The following is a 17,201-nucleotide window of genomic DNA, read 5'->3' as shown; positions in this document are numbered from 1 at the left end:
ACCTGCCGCGCCGGAATTGTCATGGATGGTCACGCACGGCGCGCCGCACCCAGCCGCGCCGCGCGCCCGATTCAGTAGTGCCGGGTGCCGCGCACGCTGACGGCGGTATCGAACAATTCCTGTGCCCGCGCCAGCTCGTCGAGCGCGTGATCGAGCCGCGATTGCGCGGCCGCGCGCCCGGCGGAATCGACGCTCTCGTCATGGTCGCCGCGCACCGCGCGAAACGCGCGATCGACGTTGCGCGTCGCTTCGAAGAAACGCTGGGCGGCCAGCGCCTCGCGTGAATGACCGATGTTCGCCATGCACCTTCCTCCTCGGGCCTGCCTCCCGGCACGCCAGGGGCGGGCGTTCACGAAGGGAACGCCCGCGGACAAGAATCGCGTTCGCCGCCGCGCCGCATTACACGGCGACACGGCGAACGCCCTCCGAGCCGGGCCATGAGTCGATCGTGCGGCCAGCACGCCGCCCGACGCTACGGCAGCAGGCTGCCTTGCGGGTTGCCTGCCGTGCCGAGCGTCGGCACCGGCTCGGGCGCGGAAAGTTCGAACAGGTCGCGCGTGAAACCGCGCGCGTGTTCCGCGGGCGGGCGGCCACGCAGCCGCTTCACGAAATCCGTGTAGACGGCCACCGGCTCGACCGCCGGCAAGTCGAACAGGTCGCGCGTGAAGCCGCGCGACTGTGCGCCGGCCGAGCGCCCGCGCAGGCGTTCGACCAGCTCGACGTAGGTTTCGAAATCGCCCTCGCGCGCGGCCTTGCCGATCCGCGCGAGGTCGCGCAGCTTCAGCACCGACGGCTGCGCGAGCCGCACCGTGTAGGGCGCGTCGAGCTCGACGGCGAGCGCCACCGGATAGCTGCGCGCGCCCGGTTCCGCCGCGCGCGCCACGCAATCGACCACCACCGCCGCCTGGGCCGCGCCGAGCGGCCTGCCGGTGCCGGCGCTGCGCAGGTTCGCGGGCGTGACGCGCAGGCGCGTGCCCACGCCGAGCGGCGCCGGCGACGCGCAGACCAGCGCGTGGTGCTGCTCGCGCCGCCGCCCCGAGGGCAGCGTGGCGCGACTCGTGATGAACGTGTACGGCGGCAGCTGCCGCACCTGCCCGAGCGCATCCACCCAGGCGTTCCAGAGCAGCAGGCCGCGCGGGCCCGGCTCCATCGCGCGCGCGCGGCCGGCCAGCGGCGTGAACAGCGCCATCAGCGAACCGGCCCGGTGCGCCGCCACCTGCACGCTGCTGCCGAGCGACTGCCCGATGCCCCACAGGAACCGCCCGCCGCCGAGCCGCCGCTCCCACTCCTTGCGCAGCACGGTGGTCGACAGATCCTCGCCGGACTCGGCGCCGATCCTGGTCCAGCAAAACGTCGGGGGCAGGTGTTTCAGTGTCATCAACTCTCTCGGGTGCGGCCACCCGATCTTGCGAGGGGCATTTCAATAATCGCTACTGTATAGTTATAATGCATGACATGGAAGCCCCGAACGCCAATTTTTCGGTTCAGGACCTGCTCGACCGGCTGCGGGCAGACCCGCGCTCGTCCAGCGAAATCGCAAGGCTTTGTGGCATCAGCCAGCCCACCGTGTCGCGCCTTCGGCTGTCCGGCGGGCAGCGGCTCAGGCGCAGCGACCCATTCATCAAGCTATGCACTTTCTACGGAATGGAAGCCCCTGCCGCGGGTGCGCGCGGCGGCAGCTACGACGAGCGCCTGCGTGACGCGATCGTCGATGCCTGGGATGGCTCGGACGAACACGGCCGCGCGCTGATGGTGGTGATCCAGGGGCTCAAGGGCCTCAGCTCGAAGCCCGGGTGACGGCCGCGCGGCGGCACGAATTCAGGCGGTAAACGACAACGCGCCCGGGGGGACAACCCCGGGCGCGTTGTCGTTGGCGAAGCGGAACCGTAAACACATCGCGGGCGGCGCCCGCGCCGCCCTCAATGCGAGATCTTCTCGAGCGCGATGCCGCGCGTGCGCGGCCCCATCAGCCCGATCGACGCCATCACGATCAGCATCGCCGCCGAAATGAACGCGAACACGCCCGCCGTGCCAAAGCCGTTCAGCACCGAGGCGATCACGAACGACGTGAAGATCGCCGAGAAGCGGCTCCATGAATAGACGAAGCCGACCGCGCGCGCGCGGATCGCGGTGGGGAACAGCTCGGCCTGATAGGCGTGGAAGCTGTACGACATGATGTTGTTGGCGAGCGTGAGGCCGATGCCGAGCAGCACCAGCAGCGTGGCCGAGCCGCTGCGGCTGAACAGCAGCCCGCAGACGATCGCCGCGCCCGCCATCGCCACGATCACGCTCTTGCGCTCGAAGCGGTCGCCGATCGCGAGGCCGATCAGCGGCCCGACCGGCGCGGCCAGCGCGATCACGCTCGAATACATCAGGCTGGTGGTGATCGTGATGCCCTGCTTGATCAGCAGCGTCGGCACCCAGTTCGCGAAGCCGTAGAAGCCCACCGTCTGGAACACGTTGAAGATCGTCATCATCACGGTGCGCCTGCGGTACGGCGCCACCCACATGTCGGCGAAGCGGCCGCGCGCGGCCACCGGCTCGGCCGGCCCCGGCGGCGGCAGCGGCCGGCCGTATTCGGCGGCCACCCTGGCCTCGAGCGCGCGCATCACGCGGTCCGCCTCGTCGAGCCGGCCCTGCTGCGCGAGCCAGCGCGGGCTCTCCGGCAGCGTGCGGCGAATCCACCAGACGAAGATCGCGCCGTGCGCGCCGATCAGCACCACCCAGCGCCAGCCGTCGAGGCCGAACGGCGCGCGCGGCACCAGCAGGTAGGCGAGGAACGCGACCACCGGCACCGCGCAGAAGCCCACCGCCTGCTCGCAGGCGAACGCGCGGCCGCGGATCTCCTTGGGCACCAGCTCCGAGATGTACGTGCCGATCGTCACCATCTCGACGCCGAGCCCGAGGCCCACCACGAAGCGCCAGAAGTTGAGGCCGCCCGCCGTGTCCTGGAACGCCATCACGACGTTGGCCGCCGTGTACCAGAGCAGCGACCAGGTGAACACGCCGCGCCGCCCGAAGCGGTCGGCGAGGAACCCGCAGGCGAGCGTGCCGATGAACAGGCCCGCGAACAGCGCGGCGATGAAGCTCGCCACGCCGGTGGTGCCGAACAGCCCGTGCGTGGTCGAACTGAGGATGCCGCCCTTCACGAGGCCGGGCGCCACGTAGCCGCTGTAGAGCAGGTCGTAGAGTTCGAAGAAGAAGCCGAGGCTCAGCAGCACCACGAGCTTCCAGACGGTGCGGGTCGGCGGCAGGCGGTCGAGGCGCGCCGCGATCGCGCCGGCATCGGGCGGCGCGGCGTCGGCAACGGTCGTGAGTCGGTCTTCGATGGCCATGTCGGCTGTCTCCCTCGGTCTTGTCGTGGTGTGCTGTCGTGACGAAGCCGGCCGTCGCGCGGCACGGCGGCAGGTTCGTCGCGCATTGTACCGGGCCGGCCTGCGCCCGCCGCGCCGCTTTTGCGGCGCGGCGGGGCGCGGCCGCGATTTCATGGCTTCATGCGTGGCTTCGATGCGTTTCTATGAGCGGCTTCGATGCGCTTCGATGCGCTTTGTTTTCGCGCGGCTTGCGTCGCGATGTCGTTTCGCTTGTGCCGGCGTCTCGCACTCGCGTTGCGCCGCGAGCTTGCCGCCACGATGCCCATGCACTACCGCCGCCATTCCCGCGCGGAATGGCAGTTATCGCCCGGGGCCGGCTTCCGGGCGGGCGGCCCGGCGCCGATGATGGCGCATCCCTGACCCACTCGTGACACCATCGCCATGAACGCCCTTTTCACGCCCACCCGCGTCGGCCCCTATCCGCTCGAACACCGCGTCGTGCTCGCCCCGCTCACGCGCATGCGCACCGACGCGCACAACGTGCCCGGCGACCTGATGGTCGAGTACTACGCACAGCGCGCGACCGAAGGCGGCCTGCTGATCAGCGACGCCACCGCCGTCTCGCCGCTCGGCATCGCCTACGCCGGCGCGCCCGGCATCTTCAGCCACGCGCAGGTGCGCGGCTGGCAGCGCGTGACGGCGGCCGTCCACGCGAAGGGCGGGCGCGTCTTCCTGCAGCTCTGGCATGCGGGGCGCCAGGCGCATCCGGCCAACATCGGCGGCGCCGCGCCGGTGGCGCCGTCGGCGATCCGCGCCTATGAACAGGCGGCGATCCTCGACGCGCAAGGCAACGTGATCGACGCCGAACAGGTGATGCCGCGCGCGCTCACGCTCGACGAGATCCCCGCCGTGGTCGACGAGTTCCGGCGCGGCGCGGCACTCGCGCGGCTGGCCGGCTTCGACGGCGTCGAACTGCATGCGGCCAACGGCTACCTGCTCGACCAGTTCCTGCTCGACGGCTCGAACCATCGCACCGACCTCTACGGCGGCCCGATCGAGAATCGCGCGCGCTTCCTGTTCGACGTGCTCGACGCGGTGGTCGCCGAGTGGGGCGCGAATCGCGTGGGGGTGCGGCTCTCGCCGAGCGGCAGCTACGGCACCATGTCGGACAGCGATCCGCTCGCCACCTACGGCCACGTCGTGCGCCGGCTCGACCGCTACCGGCTCGCCTATCTGCACACGATCGAGCCGCGCATCCGCGGCAACGAGGATGCCGACGGCAGCGCCGCCGCGGTCTCGACCGCCGACGTGCGCGGCTGGTACACCGGCACGCTGATCGCCGCCGGCGGCTTCGACGCGCGCGGCGCGCAGCAGGCCGTGGCCGCGCGCGCGGCCGACCTGGTCGCGTTCGGCCGGCTGTTCATCTCGAACCCGGATTTGCCGGCGCGGCTGCGCCACGGCGTGCCGCTCAGCGGCTACGACCGCTCGACGTTCTATGGCGGCGACGCGCGCGGCTACACCGATTACGCGGCGCACGAGGCGGCCACGGCCGCCTGAGCCTCCCATGCCTCGCCCGTTGCCGTGCCTCAGACGTCGAACTTCACGCCCTGCGCGAGCGGCAGCTCGCGGCTGTAGTTGATGGTGTTGGTGGCGCGGCGCATGTAGTTCTTCCAGGCATCGGAGCCCGATTCGCGGCCGCCGCCCGTCTCCTTCTCGCCGCCGAACGCGCCGCCGATCTCGGCGCCGCTGGTGCCGATGTTGACGTTGACGATCCCGCAGTCGCTGCCGGCCGCCGACATGAACTGCTCGGCCTCGCGCAGGTCGTTGGTGAAGATCGACGACGAGAGCCCCTGCGGCACGCCGTTGTGCACCGCGATCGCGTCGTCGAGCGTGTCGTATTCGAGCACGTAGAGGATCGGCGCGAAGGTTTCGCGCGTCACCACCGCCGTCTGCGCCGGCATCCGCACGATCGCCGGACGCACGTAGAACGCGTCCGCGCCGCCGGTTTCCACGCGCTCGCCGCCCGTCACCGTGCCGCCCTGCGCGCGCGCGTCGGCCAGCGCGGCCTGCATCGCCTCGAACGCGGCGCGGTCGATCAGCGGACCGACCAGCGTGTCGGCTTCGAGCGGATCGCCGACCTTCACCGACGCGAACGCCTTCTCCAGGCGCGGCAGCAGCGCCGCGCTCACGCCGCGCTGCACGATCAGCCGGCGCAGCGTGGTGCAGCGCTGGCCGGCCGTGCCGACCGCCGCGAACGTGACGGCGCGCACCACCAGGTCGAGGTCCGCGCTCGGCGCGACGATCATGCCGTTGTTGCCGCCCAGCTCGAGGATGCCGCGCGCGAGCCGCGTGCCGAGCACCTTCGCCACCTCGACGCCCATCCGCACGCTGCCCGTCGCGCTGACGAGCGGCACCCGCGGCGACGCGGCCAGCGCCTCGCCCAGTTCGCGCCCGCCGATCAACAGCTGGTTCAGTTCGACCGGCGCCACGCCCGGATGGGCCGCGTCGAACGCGCGGATCGCCTTGGCGAGCAGCGCATCGCAGGCCAGCGCCGTGAGCGGCGTCTTCTCGGACGGCTTCCACACCACCGGATCGCCGCACACCAGCGCGAGCGCCGCGTTCCACGACCACACCGCCACCGGGAAATTGAACGCCGAGATCACGCCGCAGACGCCGAGCGGATGCCAGGTCTCCATCATCCGGTGGCCGGGGCGCTCGGACGCGATGGTCAGGCCGTAAAGCTGGCGCGACAGACCCACCGCGAAGTCGCAGATATCGATCATCTCCTGCACCTCGCCGAGCCCTTCCGAGGCGATCTTGCCGGCCTCCAGCGTGACGAGGCGGCCAAGCGCGGCCTTGTGCTCGCGCAGCACGTTGCCGAAGCCGCGCACCAGTTCGCCGCGCAGCGGCGCGGGCACCGTGCGCCAGCGCAGGAACGCGGCATGGGCGGCGTCGATCTTGCGCGCCGCGTCGGCGGCGCTGTCGGCGGCGAGCGTGGCCAGCACGGCGCCGTCGAGCGGCGAGCGCGCGGTGAGCGCCTCGCCGCGCCGGGCGGCCAGATCGACGCCGAGTTCGGCGAGCAGGGAGGAGACGGAATGCGCGGCAGTCGGCGTGGAATTCAGCGGGGAAGTCATGATGGGTCGGCCATGAATGAAGGTTCGCGAAGGACCGCGCGGCGCCGCCGATCGGGCGGCCGGCGCGCAACGCGGGACGGCGCGGGCGGCCGCGCGCGCCGCGGGATACGCGGCACGCCGCGCGGACGGCCCGGATGGCGCTGCATGTCGGCAGACGATACCAGAGCCGGCGCGATCGGGCCGAACCCGGGACCGGCGGGACCGGCGCGCGCCGTCGCACAGAACAAAAAGACGTTCGGCATCCCGAGGATCGCCTGCCGCCGCGCCGGGCCGGCACCGCTTTCGGCATGGCCTGCAACGCGACTTGCAACGCGGCTTCCGGCAGGCTTTCGGCGCGGCCGGCACACGCCGTCGCGGCGCCCGGAAGCCCCGGACCCGCATGCTAGAATGCGCCGATCCAGCCGCCGACACGACCCCATGAAACAAGGTAGCAACGCCGATGCGCCCGACGGCGCGACGCCGGCCCGAGGCAGCCGCCGCGACGAGTCGCGGCGCAAGTACGACCCGGAGCAGACCAAGCGCAACATCCTGGAGGTCGCGACCCAGGAGTTCTCCGCGATGGGCCTCGCGGGCGCGCGCGTCGATGCGATCGCCGAGCGCACCAACACCACCAAGCGGATGCTCTATTACTACTTCGACAGCAAGGAAGGGCTGTACGAAGCGGTGCTGGAGAAGGTCTACGGCGACATCCGCACGCTCGAACTCGAACTGAACATCGGTGAGCTGACGCCCACCGAGGGCATGCGCCGCCTCGTCGAGTTCACGTTCGACTACCACGACAAGCATCGCGACTTCGTGCGCCTCGTCTCGATCGAGAACATCCACGGTGCGAAATACCTCGAACAGCTGAAGTCGTTCAAGAACCGCAACGTCAGCATCATCAAGACGATCGAGGAACTGCTCGTGCGCGGCGCCGAGGCCGGCGAATTCCGCACCGACATCGACGCGTTCGACCTGCACCTGATGATCAGCTCGTTCTGCTTCCACCGCGTGTCGAACCGCTACACGTTCGGCGCCGCGTTCGGCCGCGATCCGTCGGCGCCGCGGCTGCGCGTGCGCCACCGGACCATGATCGCCGACAGCGTGCTCGGCTACATCGCGCGCTGAACGGCGCCGGGGCGGCACGCGCTTCGTCCGCCCGCCTTCCCGTCTCTGCGTCTTCTCGCTTCCTCAGGCCTGCGGCTCCGGCGTCGCCAGCGCGATGCGCGCCTTCTCCTCGGGGCTGCCCGCCACGAAATATTTCTTCGTCCAGCGCGAATCGGGCTGCAGCGCGAGCGTCGGATGCGCGTCGGCATCGACCTTGCCGCCGCGCGCGGCCTCGATCGCGAGCGCCCGCGCGCGATAGTGCTCGTAGAGCCGCAGGAACTCGGCGAGATAGGTGCCGGCCAGGCGCCGGTCGCGGATCTCGAGCAGGTTCTCGTCGTTGTCGTGCTCGGAATTCGCGCTCATGTTCGCCGAGCCCGTATAGACGATCGGGTTCTCGCCTTCCGCGTCGATCACGATGAACTTGTGGTGGATCACGACGGGCGGATACGACGGCGCGGGTTCGCCCGGAAACAGCCGCAGCTCCGGTTCGAAGCCCTTCGGCACGGTGGCCGGCGAGAAGTACTCGGCGTCGATCACGTCGCGGTTGTCGCGGCTGCGGTGATACAACTCGAGGTTCGCCAGCTGCGTGGTGTTGATCGGCTTGCCGTTGCGCTGGTCCGCGTCGGCCTGCTCGGCGCTCTTCACGCTGATCCGGTTCACCAGCCCGAACATCATGCGCCCCGCGTCGCCGGCCGCGAAGCAGGCGTCGCGCAGCGCCTGGTCGGTCGGCATGAACAGGCAGAACACCACCGAATGCCGGGCCGCCTGGATCGCCGCGACGATCGTGTCGATCTCGATGCGGGTCTTGCCGGGCTCGGGCGAGAACGCCACGCGCACGCTCGCGCTGCCGACCTGCGCCGGTTCCGACCAGCCGTTCGCGAGCTTCGCGGTGTCGGCGATCGACGGGTTCGCGGCCAGCGCGCGGGCGCGATCGTTGTAGAGCCCCGCGAGGATCGCCGAGTCGAAACTGTGCAGCACGTTGGCCTGCTCGGTGAGGCCCTCGGTCGTGAAGTTCGCCGAGCCCGTCAGCAGCACGGCCGGATGCGGATCGACGGCCTGGTCGTCGGTGACGATGAACTTGTCGTGCATGATCCGCGTGCGGTCGCGCGGCGCGAGCGTGGCGAGGCCCCGCAGCGCGTCCACGGCCGGCTGGTTCGGCGAGGGCAGCGGCGGCTTGCCGGTGCGCTTGGTCTCGTGCGAGTCGTAGACGATCGCGAGCGCATCGGCGCCGTGCCGCTTGCCGAACGCCTCGAAGGCCGGCAGCGCCCACAGCGTGTCGGTCAGGTGATAGACGGCCGACACCGCGCGCGTGGCCGGCCCGAGCACCAGGTCGAACACCTGCTGCAGGTCGTTGGCGAGCCAGGTGCGCAGCGCGAGCGCCTGCGCGGCGGTGGGCGTGTCGTGCGCGCCGATGCCGAACGCCGCCACCTGCCGCGCGAACGCCTGCGAGCTGACCACCGCGCGGTTGAACCAGGTGCCCACGCCGTCCACCACGTGATCGGGCAGCGTCAGCGCGCAATGGCCGGCCTCGGCGTCCAGTACCTGCAGCGAGTCGGGATGGCCGACCACCGGGAACACGTCGTAGCGGAACGACTGGCCGCGATCGGGCGGATCGATGCGCGCGTCCCACCACATGAACTTCTGGATCGGCGCCTGATCGGTGGGCGCGTCGCGCTGCGTGTCGGCCACCGGGCCGTCGAAGGTCAGCCGGTTCGGCAGCCAGCTGCTGGCCGCGCGCGTCTTGCCGTCGGCGCTGTGGAAGCCCGGCGTGCGGCGGATCGCGAAGCCGAGGAAATCGTCGCGGCTCGCGGCCGGTGGCCAGTCGAACGCCAGCAGGACCAGGGTCGGGGACAGGTAATTGCGCACGGTGACGGACATCGGCTCGCTCCTCGGCTCGGGTGGAGCGTCCAGTGTCGGCGGCGCGCTTGCCAGCGGGATGACGCGGATGTGACGTTTTCGTGTCGTCGACATGAAAGCGCATGGCGACTCGAGGCCCCGCAGCCATCGGTTGCGGACTCGCCGCGCGCCCGGTTCAGGCGCGTGGCAAGGTCGCCAGGACGGCTTGCCGGAGCCGTGGTCAGCCCCGCGTCCGGCGTATGAGGCTCACGCCTCGCAGACGATCAGCTCGATCCCGCGCGCGGCCACGGCGCGGCGCACCGCCTTCTCGGGCATGCGGTCGGTGACGAGGTAGCGCGTGTTCTCGGTGCCGTTGATGCGCACCGGCGTGACGCGGCCGAACTTCGAATGATCGGCCACCACCACCGCGGTCGCGGCCGACGCCAGCATCCGGCTGCGCACCTCGGCGGCGATCCGCGTGTAGTCGGTCAGGTCGCCGTCCTGCGTCACGCCGCCGGCGCCCACGAACGCGAAATCGACGTGGTATTGCGCGAGCTGCTGGATCGTGTCGAGGCCGAAGGTGGCGTCCTCGTCGTCGGACAGCTCGCCGCCCAGCAGCGTCACGCGGTTCTCGTTGCGGCGCGCGAGCGCGAACGCGATGCGCCAGTCGTTGGTGTAGATCGTGAGGCGGTGGCGGTCGGTCAGCGCCAGCGCGACGGCATGGGTCGTGCTGCCCGAATCGAGCAGCACCGACGCGCCGTCGGGCACCAGGTCGGCCGCGCGCCGGCCGATCGACTGCTTGGCGTCGGCGTTGGCGGCCTCGCGCTCGGACAGGCTCGGCTCGCGGCGGTCGGCGGCCAGCGCGCCGCCGTGGGTGGTGACGACCAGCCCGCGCGTGGCCAGCGCGTTCAGGTCGCGCCGGATGGTTTCACGCGACACGCCGAGCGTGCGCACGAGTTCGGCGACCGACAGGGCGCCCGAGCGGGAGAGTTCGGACAGGATGTACTGGTGACGTTGTTCTGCGAGCATGAAGCGATCCGGGGTGCATCGAAGGCACGGGCGGCCTATTGTAGTACGGCTACTTGACAGGACTGTGAGCGTTCAGCAAGGCGCCGCGCCTGCCCGCGACGCGCCGCGTAACGGTCTGTTGCACGCGCCGACGCGAATCGCGTGCCGCGCCGTTGCTACACTCGCGGCTCGTCAGCAACCGCAGCCGTGGAGCCCCGCGATGTCCGAAGCCAGTACCGCCCTCGAAATCCGCTTTTCCGCCAACCGCCTCAACGACGGCGCCGGCGATCCGTACTGGATCGACCTGACGCTCGACGAGGCGCGCCGGTTGCACGCGCAACTGGCCGCGCGGCTCGACGAGGCGGCCGGCCGCTTCGCGGCGGTGGCGTCGCGCGAAACCTTCATCCTGGGCTGAGGCGGGCGGTCCGACGCGGCCAGACGCGATGGGCTGGCGGCGCCGGCCCACGCCATCTCCTCACCCACGCCGCCGCGATGGCGCCGGCGCCTCGCCCCGGCGACACGCCACCGGGCCAGCGCGAGCGAGTGCAGGTTTTGACAAGACGCGCGGCGCCGCTGCCCCGATACTGCGCGCTTTCCCGTTGCGCCGCCGTCGCGGCCCGCCCCGCATGCCCGCCTTGCTCGCCGCCGCCGCGTTCGTCGCGCTCTGGTCCACCGGCTTCGTCGTCGCCCGCGCGATCCATCCCTACGCCGATCCCAATCTCTACCTGCTGGCCCGCTTCGGCGGCACCGCGCTGCTGTTCGGCGCGATCGCGCTCGCCACGCGCGCGCGCTGGCCCGTCGGCCGCGAGTGGGGCCGCCATCTGCTGGCGGGCGCGCTGCTGCAGGGCGTCTATCTCGGCGCGAGCTACTGGGCCGTCGCGCAGGGCCTGCCGGCCGGCGTGATGGCGCTGCTCGGCGCGCTGCAGCCGCTCGCCACCGCCGTGCTGGCGGTGCCGCTGTTCGGCGAGCGGCTGCCCGCGCGCGGCTGGGCCGGCATGGCGCTCGGCCTGGCCGGCGTCGCGCTGGTGCTCGCGCCGAAGCTGGCCGCGCCGGCCAGGGTGTCGGGGTTGTCGGCGCTCACGGTGCTGGTCGCGCTGCTGGCGATCGCCTCGATCACGGCCGGCTCGCTCTATCAGAAAACCGCCGTCGCGAAGACCGACCTGCGCACCACCGTGGCCGTGCAGAACGCCGGCGCGGCAGCCGTGGCGGCCGGCTTCGCGCTCGCGCTCGGCGAGACGCGCTGGATCGCCTCGCCCACGCTGTGGTTCTCGCTCGCCTGGGGCGTGGCGATGCTCTCGGGCAGCGCGATCGTGCTGCTGGTCTGGCTGCTGCGCCGCGGCGGCGCCGCGCGCGCGACCTCGCTGATGTTCCTCGCGCCGCCGCTGGCCGCGCTGCAAGGCTACCTGCTGTTCGGCGAGACGCTCGGCGCGCTGCAGCTGGCCGGCTTCGCCGTGGCGCTGGCCGGGGTCACGCTGGCGCGGGCGCGCTGAGCGGCGCGTTTGCGCTTATGATGCGCGATCTGACCTGATCCGTTCCGGAGCTACCCCGAGATGACCCGCCCTGACTACGCCGCGCGGCAACGCGCGATCGCCGCCGAACTGCTGGTGGCGCCGAGCTTCGACGCCGCCGCCGAGGCCGAGCGCCGCGTCGCCTTCCTGGCCGACTATCTGCGCTCGACCGGCCTGGCCACCTACGTGCTCGGCATCAGCGGCGGCGTCGATTCGTCGACGGCCGGCCGCCTCGCGCAGCTCGCCGTCGAGCGGCTGCGCGCGAGCGGCTACGACGCGCGCTTCATCGCCGTGCGACTGCCCTACGGCGTACAGCGCGACGAGGAAGACGCGCAGCGCGCGCTCGCCTTCGTCGCCGCCGACGAGAACCTGACGATCGACGTCAAGCCCGCCGCCGACGCGATGCTCGGCGCCGTGACGGCCGCCGGTCAGGCATTCCGCGACGAGGCGCAGCAGGATTTCGTCCACGGCAACGTCAAGGCGCGCGAGCGGATGATCGCGCAGTACGCGGTGGCCGGCGCACGGCGCGGCATCGTGATCGGCACCGATCACGCGGCCGAATCGGTGATGGGCTTCTTCACCAAGTTCGGCGACGGCGGCGCCGACATCCTGCCGCTCGCCGGCCTGACCAAGCGCCGCGTGCGCGCCGTGGCGCGCCACCTCGGCGGCGCGGAAGCGCTCGTGATGAAGGTGCCGACCGCCGACCTCGAGGCGCTGCGCCCGCTGCTGCCCGACGAAACCGCCTACGGCGTGACCTACGACCAGATCGACGATTTCCTCGAAGGCAAGCAGGTGGACGATCACGTCTACGAAACCGTGCTGCGCTTCTACGACATGACGCGCCACAAGCGCGCGCTGCCCTACACGCCGTTCGACTGGCCGCAGCAGCCAGGCGGCGTGGTATGAGCCCCGCACGGCTCGAGGGGGCGCCGTCATGCTGATCGACTGGCACGCGATCGTCGCCGTGTTGTCCGTGTACGTGGTCGGCGTGGTTGCGCCCGGGCCGAACTTCGTCGCCGTCGCGCACAAGGCCGCCTCGTCCACGCGCCCGGCCGCGCTCGCGCTGGTGGGCGGGATCGTCTCCGTCAACCTGTTCTGGGCCAGCTGCGCGATCCTCGGCGTCGGCATCGTGTTCACCGCGTTCCCGTGGATCGCGCTGGTGGTGAAGGTGGCCGGCGCCGGCTACCTGATCTGGTTCGGCTCGCGCCTGATCGTCAAGGCGAAGGCCGCGCCCGCTGTGGACCCCCTGGCCGCCAGCGCCACCGATACCAACCATCGCCGCGCCTACGTGCAGGGCGTGGCCACCAACATCGCCAACCCGAAGTCGATCGCGTTCTTCGCGGCCGTGTTCGCCTCGGCCACGCCCGCGCACGTTGCATGGCCCACCTTCGGCGTGATGCTGTCGGTGGTGCTGGTGGTGTCGTCGTCGTGGTACGGCTGCGTCGCGCTGGTGCTCTCGCACCCGGACGTGGCCGGCGCCTACCGGCGCGGCAAGGCCTGGATCGATCGCGTCTGCGGCGGCGTGATCATCGCGCTCGGCGTGCGCCAGCTGGTGCGCTGAAGGACGCGCCGCCCCGCTCGCGGGCGGCTTCCCGAGGGGCGGCCCGCGTGCCGCCCCGCCCGTTCTTGCGGCGCTGTGAGCCGCCCCCCTGCCCCTCCGCGAAGAAAAATCCGGCCGTCAAGGGCCGCGAAACATAAATACAACGCAACAATCGCGCCGGGCGTTTCCCCATTTCTCTCGAATTGCGCGCCACCGGGCGTGCCGCGTGCTCTTGCGAAGACCGGAACTCTGAATTTCACGGTTCCATCCCGACACGTTTTTCCCTCTACCTACACTCCGTCATCCGTCGCGTGACGGCCCCATAACGATCACCTTCAGGAAGGGAAAAACATGAAGACCACATCGCTCCAGCACACCGCGCTCGGCATCGTCGCCGCCGTTACCGCGCTGTTCGCCGGCGCCGCGCACGCGCAATCGAGCGTCACGCTCTACGGCCTGATCGACGAAGGCCTGAACTTCACGAGCAACGCCGGCGGCCACTCCGCCTACCAGCTCTCGAGCGGCGACACGGCGGGCAGCCGCTGGGGCCTGAAGGGCAACGAGGACCTGGGCGGCGGCAACCACGCCGTGTTCCTGCTCGAGAACGGCTTCAACATCAACAACGGCAAGCTCGGCCAGGACGGCAGCGAATTCGGCCGGCAGGCCTACGTCGGGCTCGCGAGCGACCGCTACGGCACCGTCACGCTGGGCCGCCAGTACGACATCACCGTCGATTCGCTCGGCTTCGCGTCGCTGACCGCCGCCGGCAACTGGGCCGGCGACGTCGCCACCGTGCCGTTCGACAACAACAACGAGGACTGGGATTTCCGCGTCAACAACTCGGTCAAGTACGTGAGCCCGACCTGGAACGGGCTGACCGTCGAGGCGATGTACGGCTTCTCGAACCAGACCGGTTTCTCGAACAACCGCCTGTGGGGCGCCACGGTCAACTACCAGAACGGCGGCCTGACGGCGGCGGCCTCGTACCTGCGCATGAACAACCAGGGCTCGACGGCGGGCGGCGCGGTCACGGCGGGCGACCTGTTCGACGGCACGTCGGAGCAGAACATCGGCGCGGCGGTGTCCTACCGCTTCACGAAGGTGCAGGTGGCGGCCTCGTATTCGCACGTGGACGTCTACAACCCGACCAGCAACGTCTGGCTCGCCAACAGCACGCCGTCGAACGGCGCGGCCTGGAACGCCTGGAAGTTCGACAACATCGAACTCAATTCGCAGTACTACTTCAACTCGGCGTTCTGGCTCGGCGCGTCGTACACGTTCACGATCGCGCACCTGCATTCACAGCAAGGCGATTACACGCCGAAGTACCACCAGCTCGCGCTGATGCTCGACTACGACCTCAGCAAGCGCACGTCGCTGTATATCCAGACGGCGTATCAGCATGCGGTCAGCGCGCATACGGGTACGAGCTTTGACGATGCGCAGATCATTGACGCGTCGGCGGGGGCTTCGTCGGGTGTGAACCAGACCGTGGTGCGGCTGGGGATGATGCACCGGTTCTGATAGTGCCAAGCCGCCGCGCGAGGCGCGGCGGGGTGCTTTGTGTTTGGGCGGGCGGTGCGGTGGTGGTGGTTGGCTGCCGCACTGCCGCCGGTTTGCGTCATCGCGCCTGGCGAGATGCCGGCCGAGGCCGCACCACGGTTGCCGTCGCACGTGCAGCCCTATTGCCAGATCCCAAAGCCGTCTCGCTATCGCGGCAAGGACGCGGGCCGGCCCGACGTCAAGCCGTCTCCCGCCTGGGCGATACCCAACTGGATGATGAGCATGTCCGTCAGCAGGTCCGCCTGCTGGATGAGTTCGACGCCGACTGTTCCGTCGTCGGTGGTTCTCTCCGCGAAGCTGGTCGTCAGCAGTACGGTGAATCGAACGATGAAATCGAGATCAGGCCTTCCTGCATCTCCAACCATACCCGCAATGTAGGTCCGAAACAGATCGGCGCCTTTCGATATGAGCATCTGAAACTCATCAGTTTCTCGCAAATCCACCGATGCAATCCGCAGCGCCCGACGAAGTTCGACCTCCGCCGCTTCGATCAGAAAGAACTCGCGGATGAACTCCCGGAGCCTTGCTCCAGGATCGCGCGCCGGGCCATCGAGAATAGGAGACAGCCGAGCCATCTGCCGCTCCCAAGTCAGCCTGACGACGTAAAAAAGCAGCGCCTCCTTATTCGGAAAGTACTGGTAGAACGACGCGATGTTCACCCCGGCTTTCTCTGCGACCTTGTTGGCAGTGAAGCCTCCCGCGCCTTCGCGAGCCAAAATGTAAGTCGCAGCGTCAGCCAGAGCCTGGACCGTGGCGATGGCACGCCGCTGTCTGGGTAGCTTCTTCGGGGCAAGATCGGATTTGCGAGCCACTGTCCGGGTGTCGGTCCAAATGTGATTAGAGAATATAAGCTTTAACTTATATTCTGTTTGCCATCACGTCAACGAGATCAAGGGTATGGCAAACAAAGAAAGGACGCCGGTCGTCATCATCGGTGCGGGTGTAGCGGGGCTTGCGCTTGCGACTTTGCTGAGTACGGCGGGCGTCGCAAGCATCGTGCTGGAGCGGCGCGACCGCGCGTTTGTTGAGACCCGGCAACGGGCCGGTGTGGTCGACGCCCGGAATGTACGCATGTTCGAGCGTTGGGGATTGGCAGACAGGCTGCTTGCCGGCGCAGTTGCGCAGACGATCGATTATCGGACCGACGGCATGAGCCGCGTGTTCGAAATCACCGGTGATTCCGAGAGCGAAGGTCGTTTCTGCACGCAGCAAATGCTGGTAAGCAATCTGTTGCGTGTGTTCATCGATGAAATGAACGGAGATGTCCGCTTCAATGTCGCGGACGTCACGATCCGCAATGAACCGGGCGTTTGTCCGCAGGTCGGATACACCGATGCCGACCGGATGATTGAAATTGCTTGTGACTACATCGTGGGTTGCGACGCCGATCGGGGCGTCAGTCGCGCATCGATCCCCGATGGCGTGCTGACCACCGTCACCCATGAGTATGGCTACGCGTGGCTCGCTGCACTGGTCGAGGCGCCGCTAAAAGACCATCCGATCATGGGTGTCAGCAAGCACGGCTTCGTTGCCCAACTGCCTCGCGGGCCGCATCGCAGTCGCTACTACCTGCAATGCGAGTTGAAGGATCGGGCCGGGGATTGGTCCGACGAGCGCATCTGGGACGAGATCCGGCTTCGTATGCATGACGAATCGATCGAAAACGCAGTCGTGCATAGCAAGGAGTTCGTTCCGCTGCGCTCGGTCGTTCACTCCCCCATGCAGTATGGTCGGTTATTCCTGGCCGGCGACGCGGCGCATCTGGTGCCCCCGACCGGTGCAAAGGGAATGAATCTCGCACTGTTCGACGTGGACGTGTTGGCGGGCGCCTTGGTCAACGCACTGGTCGACGGCGACGATGTTCCGCTGGCGAGTTACTCGAACACGGTGCTGCCCCACATCTGGCGGTACCAAGCGTTCAGCGCATGGATGACCGACACGATGCACGACGCGGGCGATCCGACGCTTCATGGCTCCTTCCGCCAGATGACCGCTCGCGCCCGGCTCGACCAGCTGTTCCGTTCCGCAGCGGCGAGACGCCTGCACAGTGACTATCAGCGAGGCATGGCTTAAAAGCTGAAGCACGTGGCGTGGCACTCGTCGATCAGCATCGGCCATCTGCTTGTCGCAAGCCATGGCGGGAGCGAACTGCATCCGGCAGCGGTCGAACTCGAAGCGGTCAACGGCAAAACGCAGATCGAGGGACCGCTCA

At 69.5% G+C, this 17,201-nt stretch carries 16 protein-coding genes; 9 read left to right on the top strand and 7 right to left on the bottom strand.

Features of this window, described 5'->3' with window-relative positions; all coding sequences use genetic code 11:
* Positions 1-71 precede the first annotated feature (71 nt).
* The gene (locus BpN12_RS02545) at positions 72-302 is read right to left on the bottom strand and encodes a hypothetical protein (protein ID WP_198254945.1); all 231 of its coding nucleotides are present in this window, start codon (positions 300-302) and stop codon (positions 72-74) included.
* Positions 303-472: 170 nt separating this feature from the next.
* Positions 473-1,378: a hypothetical protein gene (locus BpN12_RS02540; protein ID WP_246793715.1), complete on the bottom strand. Its 906-nt coding sequence runs from the start codon at positions 1,376-1,378 to the stop codon at positions 473-475.
* Between the two features lie 77 nt (positions 1,379-1,455).
* Here BpN12_RS02540 and BpN12_RS02535 point away from each other — a divergent pair, with 77 nt between their 5' ends.
* Complete coding sequence (locus BpN12_RS02535) at positions 1,456-1,797, top strand: XRE family transcriptional regulator (RefSeq protein ID WP_246793714.1); 342 nt, start codon at positions 1,456-1,458, stop codon at positions 1,795-1,797.
* Between the two features lie 122 nt (positions 1,798-1,919).
* Here the strand turns inward: BpN12_RS02535 and BpN12_RS02530 are convergent, their stop codons facing one another.
* Positions 1,920-3,335 carry an MFS transporter gene (locus BpN12_RS02530; protein WP_246793713.1) on the bottom strand — a complete coding sequence of 472 codons (1,416 nt, stop codon included), beginning with the start codon at positions 3,333-3,335 and terminating at the stop codon, positions 1,920-1,922.
* 420 nt (positions 3,336-3,755) lie between these two features.
* On the opposite strand from BpN12_RS02530, the gene BpN12_RS02525 reads away from it, so the two are divergent.
* Positions 3,756-4,871, top strand: a complete 1,116-nt coding sequence (locus BpN12_RS02525) for an alkene reductase (protein ID WP_246793712.1) — start codon at positions 3,756-3,758, stop codon at positions 4,869-4,871.
* Positions 4,872-4,900: 29 nt separating this feature from the next.
* Here BpN12_RS02525 and amaB read toward each other — a convergent pair whose 3' ends face one another.
* The gene (gene amaB, locus BpN12_RS02520; protein WP_246793711.1) at positions 4,901-6,448 is read right to left on the bottom strand and encodes an L-piperidine-6-carboxylate dehydrogenase; all 1,548 of its coding nucleotides are present in this window, start codon (positions 6,446-6,448) and stop codon (positions 4,901-4,903) included.
* Positions 6,449-6,865: 417 nt separating this feature from the next.
* Here amaB and BpN12_RS02515 point away from each other — a divergent pair, with 417 nt between their 5' ends.
* Positions 6,866-7,555, top strand: coding sequence for a TetR/AcrR family transcriptional regulator (locus BpN12_RS02515; RefSeq protein WP_042627230.1), 690 nt, complete (start codon positions 6,866-6,868; stop codon positions 7,553-7,555).
* A gap of 63 nt (positions 7,556-7,618) precedes the next feature.
* Here BpN12_RS02515 and BpN12_RS02510 read toward each other — a convergent pair whose 3' ends face one another.
* Positions 7,619-9,412 (bottom strand): phospholipase D-like domain-containing protein, encoded by a 1,794-nt coding sequence (locus BpN12_RS02510; RefSeq protein WP_246793709.1) that lies wholly within the window; start codon positions 9,410-9,412, stop codon positions 7,619-7,621.
* Positions 9,413-9,637: 225 nt separating this feature from the next.
* On the bottom strand, positions 9,638-10,399 hold the full coding sequence (locus BpN12_RS02505) for a DeoR/GlpR family DNA-binding transcription regulator (protein ID WP_246793708.1): 762 nt from the start codon (positions 10,397-10,399) through the stop codon (positions 9,638-9,640).
* Between the two features lie 199 nt (positions 10,400-10,598).
* Between BpN12_RS02505 and BpN12_RS02500 the strand changes: the two genes are divergently transcribed.
* The 5 genes from BpN12_RS02500 (at position 10,599) to BpN12_RS02480 (ending at position 14,950) form a co-directional block, all read left to right on the top strand.
* Positions 10,599-10,793, top strand: coding sequence for a hypothetical protein (locus BpN12_RS02500; protein WP_246793707.1), 195 nt, complete (start codon positions 10,599-10,601; stop codon positions 10,791-10,793).
* Between the two features lie 211 nt (positions 10,794-11,004).
* Positions 11,005-11,868, top strand: coding sequence for a DMT family transporter (locus BpN12_RS02495; RefSeq protein WP_246793706.1), 864 nt, complete (start codon positions 11,005-11,007; stop codon positions 11,866-11,868).
* A gap of 60 nt (positions 11,869-11,928) precedes the next feature.
* The gene (gene nadE, locus BpN12_RS02490) at positions 11,929-12,792 is read left to right on the top strand and encodes an ammonia-dependent NAD(+) synthetase (RefSeq protein WP_246793705.1); all 864 of its coding nucleotides are present in this window, start codon (positions 11,929-11,931) and stop codon (positions 12,790-12,792) included.
* 28 nt (positions 12,793-12,820) lie between these two features.
* The gene (locus BpN12_RS02485; RefSeq protein ID WP_246793704.1) at positions 12,821-13,447 is read left to right on the top strand and encodes a LysE family translocator; all 627 of its coding nucleotides are present in this window, start codon (positions 12,821-12,823) and stop codon (positions 13,445-13,447) included.
* A 330-nt stretch (positions 13,448-13,777) separates the two neighbouring features.
* Entirely contained in the window at positions 13,778-14,950 is a 1,173-nt protein-coding gene (locus BpN12_RS02480; RefSeq protein ID WP_246793703.1) for a porin, read from the top strand.
* A gap of 185 nt (positions 14,951-15,135) precedes the next feature.
* Here the strand turns inward: BpN12_RS02480 and BpN12_RS02475 are convergent, their stop codons facing one another.
* On the bottom strand, positions 15,136-15,801 hold the full coding sequence (locus tag BpN12_RS02475; RefSeq protein WP_246793702.1) for a TetR/AcrR family transcriptional regulator: 666 nt from the start codon (positions 15,799-15,801) through the stop codon (positions 15,136-15,138).
* A gap of 85 nt (positions 15,802-15,886) precedes the next feature.
* On the opposite strand from BpN12_RS02475, the gene BpN12_RS02470 reads away from it, so the two are divergent.
* Positions 15,887-17,062, top strand: a complete 1,176-nt coding sequence (locus BpN12_RS02470; RefSeq protein ID WP_246793701.1) for a 4-hydroxybenzoate 3-monooxygenase — start codon at positions 15,887-15,889, stop codon at positions 17,060-17,062.
* The last annotated feature ends 139 nt before the right edge of the window (positions 17,063-17,201 follow it).

It is taken from the genome of Burkholderia perseverans, from assembly GCF_022870505.1.
Classification (GTDB): Bacteria; Pseudomonadota; Gammaproteobacteria; order Burkholderiales; family Burkholderiaceae; genus Burkholderia; species Burkholderia plantarii.
This window is presented reverse-complemented; position numbering and strand designations above follow the sequence as displayed.